General features: G+C 71.5%; 15 protein-coding genes and 2 tRNA genes. 9 read left to right on the top strand and 8 right to left on the bottom strand.

Annotation, left to right across the window (positions count from 1 at the left end; translation table 11 throughout):
* Positions 1–116: 116 nt before the first annotated feature.
* Positions 117–824: a DedA family protein gene (locus ACWDAK_RS30840; RefSeq protein WP_344639250.1), complete on the bottom strand. Its 708-nt coding sequence runs from the start codon at positions 822–824 to the stop codon at positions 117–119.
* Between the two features lie 342 nt (positions 825–1,166).
* Between ACWDAK_RS30840 and fbaA the strand changes: the two genes are divergently transcribed.
* Positions 1,167–2,189, top strand: coding sequence for a class II fructose-bisphosphate aldolase (gene fbaA, locus ACWDAK_RS30835; RefSeq protein ID WP_344639195.1), 1,023 nt, complete (start codon positions 1,167–1,169; stop codon positions 2,187–2,189).
* A gap of 170 nt (positions 2,190–2,359) precedes the next feature.
* Here fbaA and ACWDAK_RS30830 read toward each other — a convergent pair whose 3' ends face one another.
* Entirely contained in the window at positions 2,360–2,779 is a 420-nt protein-coding gene (locus ACWDAK_RS30830; protein ID WP_344639194.1) for a DUF3151 domain-containing protein, read from the bottom strand.
* Between the two features lie 192 nt (positions 2,780–2,971).
* Between ACWDAK_RS30830 and ACWDAK_RS30825 the strand changes: the two genes are divergently transcribed.
* The gene (locus ACWDAK_RS30825) at positions 2,972–3,889 is read left to right on the top strand and encodes a DUF3152 domain-containing protein (protein ID WP_344639193.1); all 918 of its coding nucleotides are present in this window, start codon (positions 2,972–2,974) and stop codon (positions 3,887–3,889) included.
* A gap of 69 nt (positions 3,890–3,958) precedes the next feature.
* On the opposite strand, the gene ACWDAK_RS30820 is transcribed toward ACWDAK_RS30825, so the two are convergent.
* From ACWDAK_RS30820 to purS, 5 genes are all read right to left on the bottom strand, one after another.
* Complete coding sequence (locus ACWDAK_RS30820) at positions 3,959–5,722, bottom strand: hypothetical protein (RefSeq protein ID WP_427395421.1); 1,764 nt, start codon at positions 5,720–5,722, stop codon at positions 3,959–3,961.
* A gap of 82 nt (positions 5,723–5,804) precedes the next feature.
* Complete coding sequence (locus ACWDAK_RS30815; RefSeq protein WP_344639191.1) at positions 5,805–6,629, bottom strand: maleylpyruvate isomerase family mycothiol-dependent enzyme; 825 nt, start codon at positions 6,627–6,629, stop codon at positions 5,805–5,807.
* A gap of 158 nt (positions 6,630–6,787) precedes the next feature.
* Complete coding sequence (gene purL, locus ACWDAK_RS30810) at positions 6,788–9,043, bottom strand: phosphoribosylformylglycinamidine synthase subunit PurL (protein WP_344639190.1); 2,256 nt, start codon at positions 9,041–9,043, stop codon at positions 6,788–6,790.
* Positions 9,043–9,741, bottom strand: a complete 699-nt coding sequence (gene purQ, locus ACWDAK_RS30805; protein ID WP_344639189.1) for a phosphoribosylformylglycinamidine synthase subunit PurQ — start codon at positions 9,739–9,741, stop codon at positions 9,043–9,045. Before purQ ends, purL begins: the two co-directional genes overlap by 1 nt.
* Positions 9,738–9,992 carry a phosphoribosylformylglycinamidine synthase subunit PurS gene (gene purS, locus ACWDAK_RS30800; protein WP_344639188.1) on the bottom strand — a complete coding sequence of 85 codons (255 nt, stop codon included), beginning with the start codon at positions 9,990–9,992 and terminating at the stop codon, positions 9,738–9,740. The genes purQ and purS overlap by 4 nt, the downstream gene beginning before the upstream one ends.
* Before the next feature lie 466 nt (positions 9,993–10,458).
* On the opposite strand from purS, the gene ACWDAK_RS30795 reads away from it, so the two are divergent.
* The 7 genes from ACWDAK_RS30795 to ACWDAK_RS30765 all read left to right on the top strand — a co-directional run bounded on the left by ACWDAK_RS30795 (position 10,459) and on the right by ACWDAK_RS30765 (position 15,176).
* Positions 10,459–10,776 carry a histone-like nucleoid-structuring protein Lsr2 gene (locus ACWDAK_RS30795; protein ID WP_030304494.1) on the top strand — a complete coding sequence of 106 codons (318 nt, stop codon included), beginning with the start codon at positions 10,459–10,461 and terminating at the stop codon, positions 10,774–10,776.
* Positions 10,777–10,930: 154 nt separating this feature from the next.
* Positions 10,931–11,003, top strand: a tRNA-Gly gene (locus ACWDAK_RS30790).
* 36 nt (positions 11,004–11,039) lie between these two features.
* A tRNA-Gly gene (locus ACWDAK_RS30785) sits at positions 11,040–11,112 on the top strand.
* Between the two features lie 236 nt (positions 11,113–11,348).
* Complete coding sequence (locus tag ACWDAK_RS30780; protein WP_427395420.1) at positions 11,349–12,347, top strand: ABC transporter ATP-binding protein; 999 nt, start codon at positions 11,349–11,351, stop codon at positions 12,345–12,347.
* Positions 12,344–13,171 carry an ABC transporter permease gene (locus ACWDAK_RS30775; protein WP_344639186.1) on the top strand — a complete coding sequence of 276 codons (828 nt, stop codon included), beginning with the start codon at positions 12,344–12,346 and terminating at the stop codon, positions 13,169–13,171. Before ACWDAK_RS30780 ends, ACWDAK_RS30775 begins: the two co-directional genes overlap by 4 nt.
* 101 nt (positions 13,172–13,272) lie before the next feature.
* Entirely contained in the window at positions 13,273–14,526 is a 1,254-nt protein-coding gene (locus tag ACWDAK_RS30770) for a sensor histidine kinase (protein ID WP_427395419.1), read from the top strand.
* Complete coding sequence (locus ACWDAK_RS30765) at positions 14,523–15,176, top strand: response regulator transcription factor (RefSeq protein ID WP_344639184.1); 654 nt, start codon at positions 14,523–14,525, stop codon at positions 15,174–15,176. Before ACWDAK_RS30770 ends, ACWDAK_RS30765 begins: the two co-directional genes overlap by 4 nt.
* A 145-nt stretch (positions 15,177–15,321) precedes the next feature.
* On the opposite strand, the gene ACWDAK_RS30760 is transcribed toward ACWDAK_RS30765, so the two are convergent.
* The gene (locus tag ACWDAK_RS30760) at positions 15,322–16,221 is read right to left on the bottom strand and encodes a phosphoribosylaminoimidazolesuccinocarboxamide synthase (protein WP_427395418.1); all 900 of its coding nucleotides are present in this window, start codon (positions 16,219–16,221) and stop codon (positions 15,322–15,324) included.
* Between the last annotated feature and the right edge of the window lie 7 nt (positions 16,222–16,228).

The following is a 16,228-nucleotide window of genomic DNA, read 5'->3' as shown; positions in this document are numbered from 1 at the left end:
GTCAGAGGCAAGGTGGCGACGGCTCCCACCAGCAGCAGAGCCGCGGAAGCTATGAGCCAGCCCCGGACCCCGCTGCGGTGAAACACCGGCCGTCGCCGTCGTCCGGGCCGCCCCGTTCAGACCTTGCGGTGGCGGCCGCCCCCGGTGACCGGCTCGCTGCCCTCGGTGGCCAGGCCGGCCTTCTTCTTCTTGCGCTCCCGCAGCACCTCGACGATGATCGGCGAGACCGAGATCAGGACGATCAGCGCCATCGCCGGGATCAGGTACTTGTCGATCACCGGCGCCATCGCGTCACCGAAGAAGTAGCCGATCGCCAGCATGGACTCGGTCCACAGCACACCGCCGACCACGTTCCAGGCGAAGAAGGTCTTGGCCGGCATCTCCAGCGTGCCCGCGACCGGGTTGAGGAAGGTCCGCACGATCGGGATGAAGCGGGCCATCACCACGGCCTTCGCCGGGCCGAACTTGTCGAAGTACTCCTCCGCCTTGACCACGTACTCCCGGCGGAAGATCTTCGACTCGGGCTTGTCGAACAGCCGTGGTCCGACCTTGGCGCCGATCAGATGGCCGAGCTGCGCTCCGGCGACGGCGCAGATCGGCGCGCCGAGGAAGAGCACCGCGGCCGGGAGCCTGGCGCCCTCGCCCAGCACCGTGGAGGCGGCGCTGGAGGCGGCCACTCCGGCCAGGATCAGCAGGGAGTCGCCGGGGAAGAAAAACCCGACCAGCAGGCCCGTCTCGGCGAAGATGATCGCGAGCAGCCCGATGGCACCCAGCGACGAGATCAGCGACTTTGCGTCGAGCACGTTGACGGCTAGCTGGTTCATGGTGTCCACGCGCGCAGGATAGCGTTCCGGGCTGGCGAAGAGCTGAAGACACCGGTACGGCGGGGCCCCGGCAGCGCCTTCGCGGCCCGCTTCGAAGGGCTCCGTCCCAGGTGGTGGGCCGCTGGGTGACCCCGGGGGACGAGTCTGGGAAGATGGCACGGGTGTCCGCCTCGCGGTCATGGAACCACCCTCGTCCCTCGTACCGCGGTCGGCACCGTCGAACCGGGTGCCGGAGCCGCAGCGCAGCGTCGCGCCGGCCAGCAACTGCCTCATTTCGACCCAGGCGTACCGCGTCTCGGACAGAGTCGTCCGAGCGCCCCACACCGACAGGAGCGGATTCGCATGCCCATCGCAACTCCCGAGGTCTACAACGAGATGCTCGACCGGGCCAAGGCGGGCAAGTTCGCCTACCCGGCCATCAACGTCACCTCGTCGCAGACGCTGCACGCCGCCCTGCGCGGTTTCGCCGAGGCCGAGAGCGACGGCATCATCCAGATCTCCACCGGTGGCGCGGAGTTCCTCGGCGGCCAGCACAAGAAGGACATGGTGACCGGCGCCGTCGCGCTCGCCGAGTTCGCCCACATCGTGGCCGCCAAGTACGACATCACCGTCGCGCTGCACACCGACCACTGCCCGAAGGACAAGCTGGACGGCTACGTCCGCCCGCTGCTGGCGATCTCCGCCGAGCGCGTGGCCAAGGGCCAGAACCCGCTCTTCCAGTCGCACATGTGGGACGGCTCCGCCGAGACCCTGAGCGACAACCTGAGCATCGCCCAGGAGCTGCTCGCCCAGGCCGCCGCCGCCAAGATCATCCTTGAGGTCGAGATCACCCCGACCGGTGGCGAGGAGGACGGCGTCTCGCACGAGATCAACGACGAGCTGTACACCACCGTCAACGACGCCGTCCGCACCGCCGAGGCCCTGGGCCTGGGCGAGAAGGGCCGCTACCTGCTGGCCGCTTCCTTCGGCAACGTCCACGGTGTCTACAAGCCGGGCAACGTGGTGCTGAAGCCGGAGCTGCTGCGCGAGCTGCAGGACGCGATCGGCAAGCAGTACGGCAAGACCGACCCGTTCGACTTCGTCTTCCACGGCGGCTCCGGCTCCACCCCGCAGGAGATCGCCACCGCGCTGGAGAACGGCGTCGTGAAGATGAACCTCGACACCGACACCCAGTACGCGTTCACCCGCCCGGTCGCGGACCACATGTTCAAGAACTACGACGGTGTGCTGAAGGTCGACGGCGAGGTCGGCAAGAAGAGCACCTACGACCCGCGCACCTGGGGCAAGCTGGCCGAGGCGGGCATGGCCGCCCGCGTGCTCGAGGCCGCCCAGCAGCTGCGCTCGGCCGGCAACCGCATCAAGTAAAGGCCCGGCCGAATCGGGTGGGTCCCGGCCCACCAGGCAAGGTCCCTGCCCACCGGGCAAGGCCCCGGCCCACCGGGCAAGGCCCCGGCCCACCGGGCAAGGCCCCGAGAGCACCAGGGGGTGCCCTCCGCGACGGCGGAGGGCACCCCTTCGGCATGAGCGGCGGGCGGCTACTGCTTGAGCTCGGCGTAAGCCTCCGCGCTGCTGTCGCGCAGGAACTGCCAGCAGCGCTCGGCCTCCTCGGTCTCCTTGATCGCGTCCGCCGCGCGGGCCAGGCCGGCGAGGCAGCGCAGGAATCCCCGGTTGCCCCGGTGCTCCCACGGCACCGGGCCGTGGCCCTTCCAGCCGTTGCGGCGCAGCGCGTCCAGGCCCCGGTGGTAACCGGTGCGCGCGTAGGCGTACGACTCCACCACGCGACCGGCGTCGAAGGCGTCGTCGGCGAGCATCGCCCAGGCCAGCGAGAAGGTCGGGAACGCCGCCGCGACCTGGGTCGGGGACGCCGACTCCTCGCCGAGCATCCGGTACGGCTGCTCGTCCTCGGGCAGCAGGGTCGGTTCCGGTCCGCCGAGCAGGTTCTTGTAGTTGGTCATGCAGTGAAGTCTGCCATCCGCGCCCCCGCACACGGTCCGGAGGCGTTCGGGCACCATCCGTGGCATCGGGGGTCTTGCGCTCCGGTCGAATTGAGAGTATGTGGACAGCCCGCCGCGCGGCGTGCAAGGGTGGTCGACACCGTCAACTAGTTGACGGTGCATCACCCTGTCGGGCGACCAGAGAGCGTACGCGTGCGAGCAACCACGAAGGGCCGTTCCCAGGCCGCCCCGAACCGCCGGCAGGCCAGACGCCGCCGACAGGCCAAGCGACGCAGACTGGCCATTCAGCTCGCACTGCTGGGCGGAGGCCTCGCCGCGGCCGCCGCACTGGTGGTACCCGGCGGCGGCAGCGACAGGCCGACCGCCGGTCCGACCGCCCAGGCCCGGGCGGTCCCGTCGATGAGCGAGTCGCCCGCCGCCGGCGGTTCGGACAGCCCCAGCGGCCGCGTGGAGACGCCGAGTTCACCCGGCGCCACGTCCTCGTCCTCCTCGTCGCCGTCCTCGCCCTCGGCCCCGCCCCCGGCGAGCAGTTCGGCCGACCCCGGACCGGCCAAGGGCAAGGGCACCTTCACCACGGCCGTCGCCGACGGCGCCGCCGCCGGGCAGGGCAACATCCGCCGCTACAAGGTCGAGGTCGAGGACGGCATCGGGATCGACGCCCAGGCCGCCGCCAAGCAGATCCACAACATCCTTTCCGACAAGCGGAGTTGGACCACCAACGGCAAGGACGGCTTCCAGCTGGTGTCCGACGGCAAGTACGACTTCACCATCAAGATCGCCTCACCGGCCACCGTCGACGCGATCTGCGCGACCGGTGGACTGAACACCGGCGGCGAGGTGAACTGCGACGTCGGCCCGCAGGTCGTGGTCAACCTCAAGCGCTGGAACACCGGTTCGCCGCAGTTCACCGGATCGATCGACGACTACCGCGCCCTGATCATCAATCACGAGGTCGGCCACCGGATCGGCCACGGCCACGAAGGCTGCCCCGGCAAGGGCAAGCTCGCCCCGGCGATGATGCAGCAGATCTACGGCCTCAACGGCTGCCTGCCCAACGCCTGGCCGTACACCGCCGACGGCACCTACATCAGCGGTCCGAGCGTGCCGTAACCGCGGGGCCCCGTCCCACCGGGCCGCGCGAGCGGCCCCGGCAGCCCACGCGGTCCCCCGCGCTTCGGGTCAGTACTCGATCGCGGCGATGCCGTCCGAGGTGCCGAGGACCAGTCGGCCGTCGGCCAGGGTGAGGGCCCAGACCTGGGAGCCAAGGCGCAGGTCCAGCGGCTCGGAACGGTGCGGCGCGCTGATCCGGACCAGGCCGTCGGCCCAGGCGGCGGCGAGCACCAGGCCGGCCGGGGTCCCGGCCGCGGCGACCGCGTTGACCGGCCCCTGACGACGGGCCGACGGCTCGGCCTGCGGCGCCGTTCCGGGCCACCAGGCCCGGACGGTCCCGTCGAAGCCACCGCAGACCAGCACCGGGCGCCCGTCCACGACGGCACCCGCGAGGGCCGTCACCGGGCCGGTGTGCAGCCGCTCGGTGAGTACCGTGCCGTCCTGGTACCAGTGCACCGAACCGGACTCGTCGGCCACCGCCGGCGCCGAGCCGGGCAAACCGGGGACGGTGGCCAGCGCGCTCAGGCCGCCCTCGGCCGCACCGCGCAGCGCGTCCAGCGGACCCGCCGTCGCCGAGGGCTGTTCGGCAGTACCCCCGGGAGCCGGTACCGCCTCCAGGCCGCCCGAGGCGTCCAGCAGCAGCACCTCGCCGTCGGCGGTGACGGCGAGCGCCCGCAACGGCTCGGGACCCGGCGTGGCCACCCGGGCCAGCGGGACACCGGTCTCCGCCTGGACGGTGCGGATGGTGCCCCCCGGGTCGGCGAGCAGCAGCTGGCCCGCGTAGGCGCCCGCGCCGAGAGCCAGCGAGGCCACCGGACCGGGCCAACCGATCGAGGAGTTGGGCCAGAGCGCCCAGGCCCCGCGCCAGGGCGCGGGCACGGTGGCGAGCCGCTCGGCGGCCCGGTCGTCCAAGCCGATCAGCCGGGTGCGCAGCAGGGTGGCCCGTACGCCGGGGTCGGGTTCGGCGATCAGCGCCGGCCCGGCCGCGTCCCAGGCGGCCGGGATCGGGCCGCCGATGTCCTCCAGGGCGGCGGTCACCGCGACCGGCCCCGCACAGGTGAGCATGGCCGGATCGGCCAGCAGCCCGACGGTGCCGCCCTCGCGGGTGGTCGCCGTCCAGAGTTCGGAGAGCACCCGCTCGTCGGCGGTGGTCGGGTCGAGGCCGCCGTCACCGCGGCGCGGCACCCGGGCGGCCAGTTGGGCCACGGTGACGGGGGCTTCGGGCCGGGTGTGGCCGAGCGCGGCACCCGGGCTCGGGTAGCCGGCGGAGTCGGCGTTCAGGCCCGCGCACCAGTGCTGGTAGCGGGCCTGGTCGGTCCACTGCGGCAGATCGAGGTCGAGGACGGCGGGCTGCTCGACGGCGGTGAGGCCGAGCGCCCCGGGGCTGCCCTCCGGGGCCTCCACGATCAGCCGGACCCGGGGCAGGCGCAGCAGCGGGTCGAGGAGTTCGGCGACCAGCCGGGCGGGGTCGGCGGCCCGGTTGAGGCCGGGCAGGCAGACGACCGTCCGACCGTCGCTCTCGGCCAGCGCGCTGAGCAGGTCGCCGGGAGTGCGGGCGACCACGCCGAGTCGGCGGCCGAGCGCCCAGACCACGCCCCGTACGCTCGTGCCGTCGGCCGGGACCACGGCGTGCAGCCGCCGCCGCTCCGGGGCCCCTTCACCGCCGCAGGCCTGGACCAGCCACTCCAGCAGGTGGGTCTTGCCCGAGCCGGGTGCTCCGGCGATCCGGCAGAGCCGGGGGGCGCGGTCGTCGTCCAGCCAGCCCAGCAGCGCGGCCCCGGCCGGGCGTCGTCCGGCCCGCAGCGGCGGTATCGCGTGGCCCTGCCCGGTCATGCCCACTCCCCCATCGTCCTTGCCTCTCCGGCCGGTTGGTGAGCTTACTTGGCCCTCCGCGACGGCTCGGCGCAGGCGTCCGTCAGCCCATGACGGGCAGGTACCCGGAGAGGTCGCTGCGCTCCCCGCTGGCCGAGACCGCGGTGGACTCGACCGCGGCGGCCCAGTCGGTGCGTCCGGTGGCGAGGCGGATCCAGCTGAGCGGGTCGGTCTCGACGACGTTCGGCGGGGTGCCCCGGGTGTGCCTCGGCCCGGGTACGGCCTGCACCACGGCGTACGGGGGGATCCTCAACTCCACTGATCCTCCGGGGACCTGCGCGGCGAACGCGTCGGCCAGCAGCCGGGTGACGGCGGCCACCGCTTGCTTGACGTGCGGGAAGCCGGCCAGGCCGAGCGCGTCCGCGAGGTCGTCCGCGTGCACCACGGCCTCGACCAGGCGGGTGACCAGTACGTCGGTCATCAGTATCGGGCCGAAGCGGCTCGCGAACTTCCGTCCGGGCTCGGCGACTTCGGGGCGGTCCAGGGCGCTCAGCAGTGCGTCGGCGGCCCGGTCGAACTCCCGGGCCACCTCCTCGGGAGTGCCCCCGAAGGCCTTCCGCGCGTGCTCCTCGACCATCTCCTCGACCGCCGCGGCCGCGGTCCGCGTCAGGCCCACCCACTCGACCAGGGGCAGCGGATCGCCCCCCGGCACCGGGCCGTCGAGCCGCCCGGGCAGCATCTCCAGCGCCTGGCCGAGGTGCGCGACCAACTGCCGGACCTTCCAGTCCCCCAGCCTGGTAGGCCGGTTGAGCATCTCCTCGGCATCGGGACGGGCGCAGAGCTCGCGGACCGCGCCGCGCAGCACCTCGGCCTGCCCGGCGAGGGCGGCGCGGACCTTGACGGGGTCGTACACACGGGGCTTGGTCATACCCGGCAGGCTAACGAAGCGCCGGTGTACGGAACAGCGGCCCGGCCGAGCGGGCGCACGGCGGGGTTGAGTACCGGCCGCGACAGTGGTCAGGGGCGCGGTTCCCCGCGCCCCTGACCACTGTCGCGCCGCCCCGGACGGGGCCGCGTGCGAACGGACTAGGCGAGCAGCGCCTCGATGACGCCGGTGTGCGCGTCCTTGAGCTCGGTCAGCGAGACGCTGAACTGGCCCTGGACGTCGAGGGTTTCGCCGTCCACGACACCGATGCGGGTGGCCGGGAGACCGCGCGCACCGCACATGTCGTTGAACCGGACCTCCTCGCTGCGCGGCACCGCGACCACCGCGCGCCCAGCCGACTCGGAGAACAGGAACACGAACGGGTCCATGCCCTCCGGCACCACGACCCGGGCACCGTTGCCGCCCTTGAGGCAGCTCTCCACCAGCGCCATGCCCAGACCGCCGTCCGAGAGGTCGTGCGCGGCGTCGATCATGCCGTCGCGCGAGGCGGCGATCAGGATCTCGCCGAGCAGCCGCTCGCGCTCCAGGTCCACCTTGGGCGGCAGGCCGCCGAGGTGGTCGTGGATGACCTGCGACCAGGCGGAGCCGCCCAGTTCGTCGGCGGTGTCACCGAGCAGGTAGAGCAGCTGGCCGGACTCGCCGAAGCCGATCGGGGTGCGCCGGTTGACGTCGTCGATGACGCCGAGCACCGCGACCACGGGGGTCGGGTGGATGGCGACCTCGCCGGTCTGGTTGTAGAGCGAGACGTTGCCGCCCGTGACCGGGGTGCCGAGCACCTGGCAGGCGTCGGCCAGGCCGCGGGTGGCCTCGGCGAACTGCCACATCACGTCCGGGTCCTCGGGGGAGCCGAAGTTGAGGCAGTCGGAGACGGCGAGCGGCTTGGCGCCGCCGGCCGCGACGTTGCGGTACGCCTCGGCCAGAGCCAGCTGGGCACCGGTGTACGGGTCCAGCTTGGTGTAGCGGCCGTTGCCGTCGGTGGCGAGGGAGACACCGAGGTCGGTCTCCTCGTCGATCCGGATCATGCCGGAGTCCTCGGGCGAGGCGAGCACCGTGTTGCCGAGCACGAAGCGGTCGTACTGGTCGGTGATCCACGCCTTGGAGGCCTGGTTCGGCGAACCGACGACCTTCAGCAGGTCCGCCTTCAGCGCCTCGCCATCGGCGGGCCGGGCGAGCCGGGACCCCGTCGGCGCGTCGGCCTGAAGCGCGTCCTGCCAGCTCGGGCGGGCGTACGGGCGGTGGTAGGTCGGACCCTCGTGGGCAACGGTGCGCGGCGGTACGTCCACCACCAGCTCACCGTGCCAGAAGATCTCCAGGCGCTCGCCGTCGGTCACCTCACCGATCACGGTGGCGATGACGTCCCACTTCTCGCAGATCTCCAGGAAGCGGTCGACCTTGTCGGGCTCGACGATCGCGCACATGCGCTCCTGCGACTCGCTCATGAGGATCTCCTCCGGCGAGAGCGTGTGGTCGCGCAGCGGCACGGTGTCCAGCTCGATCCGCATACCGCCCGAGCCGGCCGAGGCCAGCTCGCTGGTGGCGCAGGACAGCCCGGCGCCGCCGAGGTCCTGGATGCCCTTGACCAGCTTCTCGGCGAAGATCTCCAGGGTGCACTCGATGAGCAGCTTCTCCTGGAACGGGTCGCCGACCTGGACGGCGGGGCGCTTGGCCGGGCCGGTCGCGTCGAAGGTCTCCGAGGCCAGCACCGAGACACCGCCGATGCCGTCGCCGCCCGTCCGGGCGCCGTACAGGATGACCTTGTTGCCGGCGCCGGAGGCCTGCGCGAGGTGGATGTCCTCGTGCTTCATCACGCCCACGCAGAGCGCGTTGACCAGCGGGTTTCCCTGGTAGCAGGAATCGAAGACGACCTCGCCGCCGATGTTTGGCAGGCCCAGGCAGTTGCCGTATCCGCCGATGCCCGAGACGATCCCGGGCAGCACGCGCCGGGTGTCCGGGTGGTCGGCCGCGCCGAAGCGCAGCGGGTCCATCACGGCGACCGGCCGGGCGCCCATCGCCAGGATGTCGCGGACGATGCCGCCGATACCCGTGGCCGCGCCCTGGTAGGGCTCGATGTACGACGGGTGGTTGTGCGACTCGACCTTGAAGGTGACCGCGTAACCCTGGCCGACGTCCACAACGCCGGCGTTCTCGCCGATACCGACCAGCATCGCGTCGCTGTCCGGCTTCTTCTCGCCGAACTGCTTCAGGTGCACCTTGGAGCTCTTGTACGAGCAGTGCTCCGACCACATGACGGAGTACATCGCCAGCTCGGCGCCGGTGGGGCGGCGGCCGAGGATCTCCCGGATCCGGGCGTACTCGTCTTCCTTCAGACCGAGCTCGGCCCAGGGCTGGGCGGCGTCCGGGGTCTGCTCGGCGTTCTTGACGGTGTCGAGGGACATCAGGTGTTCACCAGCTGCTTCAGAACGGAAGTGAAGAAGCCCAGACCATCGGTTCCGCCGGTGCCGACCAGCGGTTCGACGGCGTGCTCCGGGTGCGGCATCAGACCGACGACGTTGCCGGCGGCGTTGCAGATGCCGGCAATGTCATTGAGCGAACCGTTCGGGTTACCCACCTCGCCCGGGCCACTGGCCAGGTAGCGGAAAACGACCCGGCCCTCGGCCTCGAGCTCGTCGATGGTGCGGGCGTCGGCGGTGTAGCGGCCGTCCATGTTCTTCAGCGGGATGTAAATCTCCTGTCCCGCCTGGTAATCAGACGTCCACGCGGTACCCGCATTCTCCACGCGCAGCTTCTGCTCACGGCAGATGAAGTGCAGGTGGTTGTTGCGGAGCATCGCACCGGGCAGCAAGTGCGACTCGGTGAGCACCTGGAAGCCGTTGCAGATGCCGAGGACCGGCATTCCCAGCTTCGCCTGCTCGATGATGGTCTGCATCACGGGCGAGAAGCGGGAGATGGCACCGGCCCGGAGATAGTCGCCGTAACTGAATCCGCCCGGCAGGACGACCGCGTCGACCTGGTGGAGATCCTTGTCACGGTGCCAGAGGGCAACCGGCTCGGCGCCGGCCAGGCGGACCGCGCGCTGGGCGTCGCGGTCGTCGAGAGAGCCGGGGAAAGTGACTACGCCTACGCGGGTCGTCACTTCGCCTCCTCCTCGATGCGGACGGTGAAGTCCTCGATCACGGTGTTGGCGAGGAAGGTCTCGGCGGCTTCGCGGATGCGGGCGAGCGCGGCGTCGTCCACCGGCCCTTCCAGCTCCAGTTCGAAACGCTTGCCCTGACGGACATCGGCGATCCCGTCGAATCCCAGACGGGGCAGTGCACGCTGCACCGCCTGTCCCTGGGGGTCGAGGATCTCCGGCTTGAGCATGACGTCGACTACGACGCGTGCCACTTGCACTCCCGGTGGTGTGGTGCGTGAAGGCGGGGGACCTTCAGACTACCGGGGCTTTCGGCCGAGTTTGCCTGCCGGTCAGGGCAACGCGCGTAGACCAACGCCCCTTACGTACCAAGGGTTCCAGGGCGCTCAGCCACCTCTTGGAGTGCCCGCTTTCAGCGGCTTAAATCCCCCTTGTGGAGCATCCACGGGAACGTCCGAATACCGGCACTCCGGACAGATCGACCACCCGTATCGGGACTATCCGCCAAGCGTGAAGACCGATGAAAATTCGGAAAAAGAAAGCATGGAGGCCTTCGATTTCCACCCGCTTCGGGTGCAGAATAGGGCGACCGGCAACGGAGAGTCGGGCGTATCGGCATGGGCCGATGCCGTCCGCCTGCTCATCATTCCCAGCCGGTGCACGGGGTCGGCGAGCGCAGCCCGCGCCCGACGGCCGAATTGCCCGAGAGGATTGACACCCATGGCTCAGCGTGTAGTTGTCACGCTCTCCGACGACCTGGACGGCGGCGCCGCGGCGGAAACCGTCCACTTCGGCGTAGACGGGAAGTCGTACGAGATCGACCTGTCCGTGGACAACGCGGAGAAGCTGCGGGAGGCCCTCGCTCCGTTCGTCGCCGCCGGGCGGCGCCAGAGCCGTACCGGCAAGTCCTTCCGTCGCACCGCGCTCACCCCCGACCCGGCCGCGGTCCGCGCCTGGGCCCAGTCGCGCGGCATGGAGCTGCCCGCCCGCGGCCGCATCCCCAAGCACGTCTACGAGGCTTTCGCCGAGGCGAACTGACCCGCCCCGGCAGACCCGTCGCCCCCGCCCCGACCGCGTCGGCGGGAAGGGTGGGGCGACCACCCCGAAAGATGGGGTAGAGTATTCCTCGTCGCCGCAACGGGGAACCGGAGAGGCGGCTGGTGCACCAGACGGAAACGTCGAAACGCACCGTGCGGACGTGGCTCAGTTGGTAGAGCATCACCTTGCCAAGGTGAGGGTCGCGAGTTCGAATCTCGTCGTCCGCTCGTAGTACTCTCGCAGTACTCATAATTGAAGATCGTGCGGACGTGGCTCAGTTGGTAGAGCATCACCTTGCCAAGGTGAGGGTCGCGAGTTCGAATCTCGTCGTCCGCTCCGGTTGCGAAGGCCCCCTCAAGCGAGGGGGCCTTCGCCGTCTCCGTCTCCCGCCGCCCCGTCCGTGGCCGTCGTCTCCACCCCGGCCGGCTTTTCCCAGGCGTTCTCCGCCGGCCGCGCGCATCTCCACCGTTCCTCCACTCATGACATTTGTCATCGCCGGTCCGTGGATCCGCACCGGCCTTCGATGACGGCACGCACTGCCCCCGCAGCCCGGCCGACGGGAGGCTGAGGGCATGAAGAACAGCAGCTCCTCCGAGCAGCAGCCCGCCATCGAGGTCCGCGGCCTGCAGCGCCGCTACGGTCCCGCCGGACCGGCCGGTTTCGACGCCGTCCGCGGCATCGACCTCACCGTCCGCCGGGGTGAGCTCTTCGCCCTGCTCGGCACCAACGGCGCGGGAAAGACCTCCACCATGGAGCTGATCGAGGGCCTGGCCGCCCCGACCGGGGGAACGGTCCAGGTGCTCGGCCACGACCCGTACCGGGCGCGGGCGCTGGTCCGGCCCCGGATCGGGATCATGCTGCAGGAAGGCGGCTTCCCCTCCGAGCTCACCGTCGCCGAGACCGGCCGCACCTGGTCCGGGCTCACCAGCGGTGCCCGCCCGGTGGACGAGGCGCTCGACCTGGTCGGCCTGCTGGACCGGCGCCGGGTACGGGTCAAGCAGCTCTCCGGCGGCGAGCGGCGCCGGCTCGACCTGGCCATGGCGCTGCTCGGCCGTCCCGAGGTGCTCTTCCTGGACGAACCCTCCACCGGCCTGGACCCGGAGGCCCGGGCCGCCGTCTGGCGGCTGGTCCGCGAGCTGCGGGCCCAGGGCACCACGGTGCTGCTGACCACGCACTACCTGGAGGAGGCGCAGGAGCTCGCCGACCGCCTCGCCATCATGCACCGGGGCCGGGTGGTCACCGGCGGCACCGTCGCCCAGGTGATCGCCGACCGCCCGTCCAGGATCACCTTCGAACTGCCCGAGCGGCACGGCCGCCACCAGGACCTCAGCCTGCCGCCGCTGGACGCCGAGGTCAGCGCCGAGGGCCGCCGGATCACCCTGCGCACCCCGCGACTCCAGGCCACCCTCACCGAGTTGCTCGGCTGGGCGGCACACCACCAGATCGAGCTCGGTGGGCTGGACGCCCGCAGCGCCTCGCTCGAGGAGGCCTTCCTGGCGATCGCCGCGGAGGCCGACAACGACAACGACAACGACACCGACACCCCCGCTCTGATCGGATCTGCCCGATGACCACCCTGACCGCCACCGCCGCTCCGGCCCGGACCTCGTCCTTCGGCCGGCTGATCGCGCTCGGCCGCGCCGAGACCACCCTGCTGCTGCGCAACCGCACCGCGCTGTACATGGCCCTGGCGATGCCGGCGGCGATGGTCCTCGTGGTGCACTCCATGCTCAAGCAGATGGCCACCCACAAGCCGGATCTCGACCAGCACGCCACCTTGATCAGCGCGGTGGCGGGGATGATCCTGATGTTCGTCGTCTACTACAACCTGACCGCCGCGTACGTCGGCCGCCGCATCGCCCTGGTGCTCAAGCGGATGCGCACCGGCGAGGCGACCGATCTGGAGATCCTCGGCGGGACGGCCGTACCCTCGGTGATCCTCGCGCTCGTGGAGTGCGTCGTCCTGGGCGTCGGCGGGGCCGTGGTGCTGAAGCTGCCGGCGCCGGTGAACCCGGTCCTGCTGGTGCTCGGGCTGGTGCTCGGCATAGCCCTGATGGTCGTTCTGGCAGCCGCCACCAGCGCCTTCACCAAGACCGTCGAGAGCGCCGGGATCAGCACCCTGCCGATCATGCTGCTCGCACAGCTCGGCTCCGGAATGATGATCCCCCTGGAGATCCTGCCGCACCAGCTCGCCACCTTCTGCCGCGCGCTGCCCACCACCCCGGCCTTCCAGCTGGTGCGGATCGGCTGGTTCGGCACCGACGGCAGCTCCGCCGCCACCGACTTCCTCGGTACCTGGGCCAAGGCCCTCCCGCACCTCGGGCTGGCCGTGCTCTGGATCGCCGTCGCCGTCTGGGCCGCCCGCCGCTGGTTCCGCTGGGAGCCGCGCGGCTGAGGCCGGTTCATTTCGCCCGCCCCCCAGTTCAGTTCGCCCACGCCCTTGACTGATAGGAAGACAGCACAATCATTGATTCGGGGGAACGGGGCGAGAAGAACGTGGATCTGAGCAGACCGGTGCGACGCTGGCGGGCCACCGGGAAACCGCAGCGCACGGAGATCTACTTCCGCTGGTCGATGTATCTGACCGAGCTGATCCAGCCGCTGATCGCACTGAACTCCGTCACCAGCCTGCACCCCCGCTCCCCGGTCCTGCTTCCGGCCGCGATGACGGCCTCCATAGCCGGCGCCGTGCTGGCCATCTGCACCCTGCGCGCCACCCTGGAGCACTACGTCGGCCGCCGCGGCAGGCCCACCGGGTGGCTGGTCGCCAACGGACTGCTGCTGACCGCCGCCGTCCCGGTGCTCCTGCTGGCCGCCCCGGCCCACGCGTACGACCGGCTCCCGGCCACCGCCACCGCGATCGCCTACCTGGTGACCTACAGCCTCGCTCCGGTGTTCGTCGCACTGCCGCTCCGCTCCGGCATCCTGACCTGCGCGGCGGCCGTGGCGCTGATCGGCCCGGTGGGGTACTTCACCGGGTGCTCCCTCCCCGCCACCATCGGGGTGTTGATCATCACCGCCCTGTGGACCGCCTTCATGGCCGCCGCCTGGCGCATCTCGGCCTGGGTCATCAAGGTGGTCTGGGAGCTGGACGCCGCGCGGGAGAGCCAGGCGCAGCTGGCGGTGGCCGAGGAGCGGCTGCGGTTCTCGCGCGACCTGCACGATGTGATGGGCCGCAACCTGACCACCATCGCGCTGAAGAGCGAGCTCGCCGTCCAACTGGCCCGCCGGGGCCGCCCGGAGGCCGCCGACCAGATGGCCGAGGTGCAGCGGATCGCCCAGGAGTCGCAGCGCGAGGTCCGCGAGGTGGTGCGCGGCTACCGGGCCGCGGACCTCCGGGTCGAACTGGCTGGCGCGCGCTCGGTGTTGCGCTCCGCCCAGGTCGAGTGCACCGCCGAGCTGGCCCCGGACACCGGCGCCCTGCCGCCCACCGACCAGTCGGTGCTCGGCTGGGTGATCCGCGAGGCGACCACCAACGTGCTGCGGCACAGCGACGCCAGGTACTGCTCGATCCGGCTGGAACTGACCGGTGGACAGGCCGTGCTGGAGATCGAGAACGACGGTGTGCCCACGGTCCCCAAGCCCAGTACGGGCAGCGGCACCGGGCTGGCCGGACTCCGCGAACGGCTGACCGCACTCGGCGGCGAACTCACCTGCCGCAAGCCCGGCACCGGGCGGCACCGGCTCACCGCGATCCTGCCCCTTGCCGACGGCCGTACCGACACCGCCCTGGAGGAGACCACCGGATGACCAGGCCCACCACCGGAGCCCCAGCCTACGCAACGCCGCCGCCGGGCATCTGCGTCCTGCTCGCCGACGACGAGCACCTGATCCGGGGCGCGATGGCCGCCCTGCTGGCGCTGGAGGAGGACATCACCGTGGTCGCCCAGGCCGCCTCCGGGCCCGAGGCGCTGGCGATGGCCGAGGCGCACCGGCCTGACGTCGCCGTGCTCGACCTCCAGATGCCCGGTCTGGACGGTATCGAGGTGGCGGCCGAGCTGCGCCGGCGGCTGCCGGGCTGCCGCGCCATGATCGTCACCGGTCACGGCCGCCCCGGCTACCTGAAGCGCGCGCTGGAGGTCGGGGCGCGCGCCTTCCTGCCCAAGACCGTCTCGGCCGAGGAGCTGGCCGGGATCATCCGCACCGTCCGGGCCGGCGGCCGGTACGTGGATCCCGAGCTGGCCGCCGACGCGATCAGCGCCGGGGAGAGCCCGCTGACGCCCCGGGAGACCGACGTGCTGGAGCTGGCCGCCGACGGCACCTCGATCGCCGAGATCGCCGAACGGGCCTCGCTCTCCCCCGGCACGGTACGCAACTACCTCTCCTCCGCCGCCACCAAGCTGGGTGCGGAGAACCGCCACGCGGCGGTCCGGGTGGCGCGCGAGCACGGCTGGATCTGACCGCCGGTCAGGGCGGCGGCGCGACGGGGGTGTGCCGTCCGGCCGCCCCGGCGCACGCCGTCGGGCCGTTCGCGCCCCTGGGGCAGGGGGGACTCCAGGAGCGCGAACGGCCCGGAGTGCGCGGGACTCCGGCGGCCTTCGGCCCTCAGGCCCAGTTGAGACCGGTCAGGCGCTCGTAGGCTTCGACGTACTTGGCGCGGCTGCGCTCGACGACGTCGGCGGGCAGCGCGGGCGGCGGGAGCTCGCTCCCACGGTCCCAACCGGACTCGGGCGAGGTCAGCCAGTCGCGGATGAACTGCTTGTCGAAGGACGGCTGGGCGCGGCCCGGCTCCCACTGGTCGACGGGCCAGAAGCGGGAGGAGTCCGGGGTGAGCACCTCGTCGCCGATCACCAGTTCGCCGTTGCGCAGGCCGAACTCGAACTTGGTGTCGGCGAGGATGATCCCCCGCTCGCGGGCGATGTCCCGGGCCCGGGAGTACACGGCCAGCGTGGTCTGCCGCAGGGTGGCGGCCAGCTCGGAGCCGATCCGGCGGGCGGTCTCCTCGTAGGAGACGTTCTCGTCGTGCTCGCCGACCTCGGCCTTCAGCGCCGGGGTGTAGATCGGCGCGGGCAGTTCGGAGCCGTTCTCGAGCCCCTCGGGCAGCGCGATGCCGCAGACCGTACGGTCCGCCTGGTACTCCACCAGACCGGAACCGGCCAGGTAGCCGCGGGCCACGCACTCCACCGGGACCATGTCCAGGGCACGGCAGACCAGGGTGCGGCCCTTCCAGTCGGCGGGCGCGCCGGCCGGGACCTCGGTAGAGATCACGTGGTTGGGCACGATGTCGGCGATCCGCTCGAACCACCACAGCGAGAGCTGGGTGAGGATCCGGCCCTTGTCGGGGATGTCGGTCGGCAGCACCCAGTCGAAGGCGGAGGTCCGGTCACTGGCCACCATCACCAGGTCGCCGTTCTCCGCACGGTAGAGATCGCGCACCTTGCCGGTGTGCAGGTGGACCAGGCCGGGTACCTGGACCGGCTCGGGCTTGGTGACAAATCCGCTCAAGGTGTCT

The sequence above is a fragment of the Kitasatospora sp. NPDC001175 genome (assembly GCF_053598215.1).
Note: the sequence above shows the minus strand (reverse complement) of the source record. Positions and strands in the feature narration are given on the sequence as shown.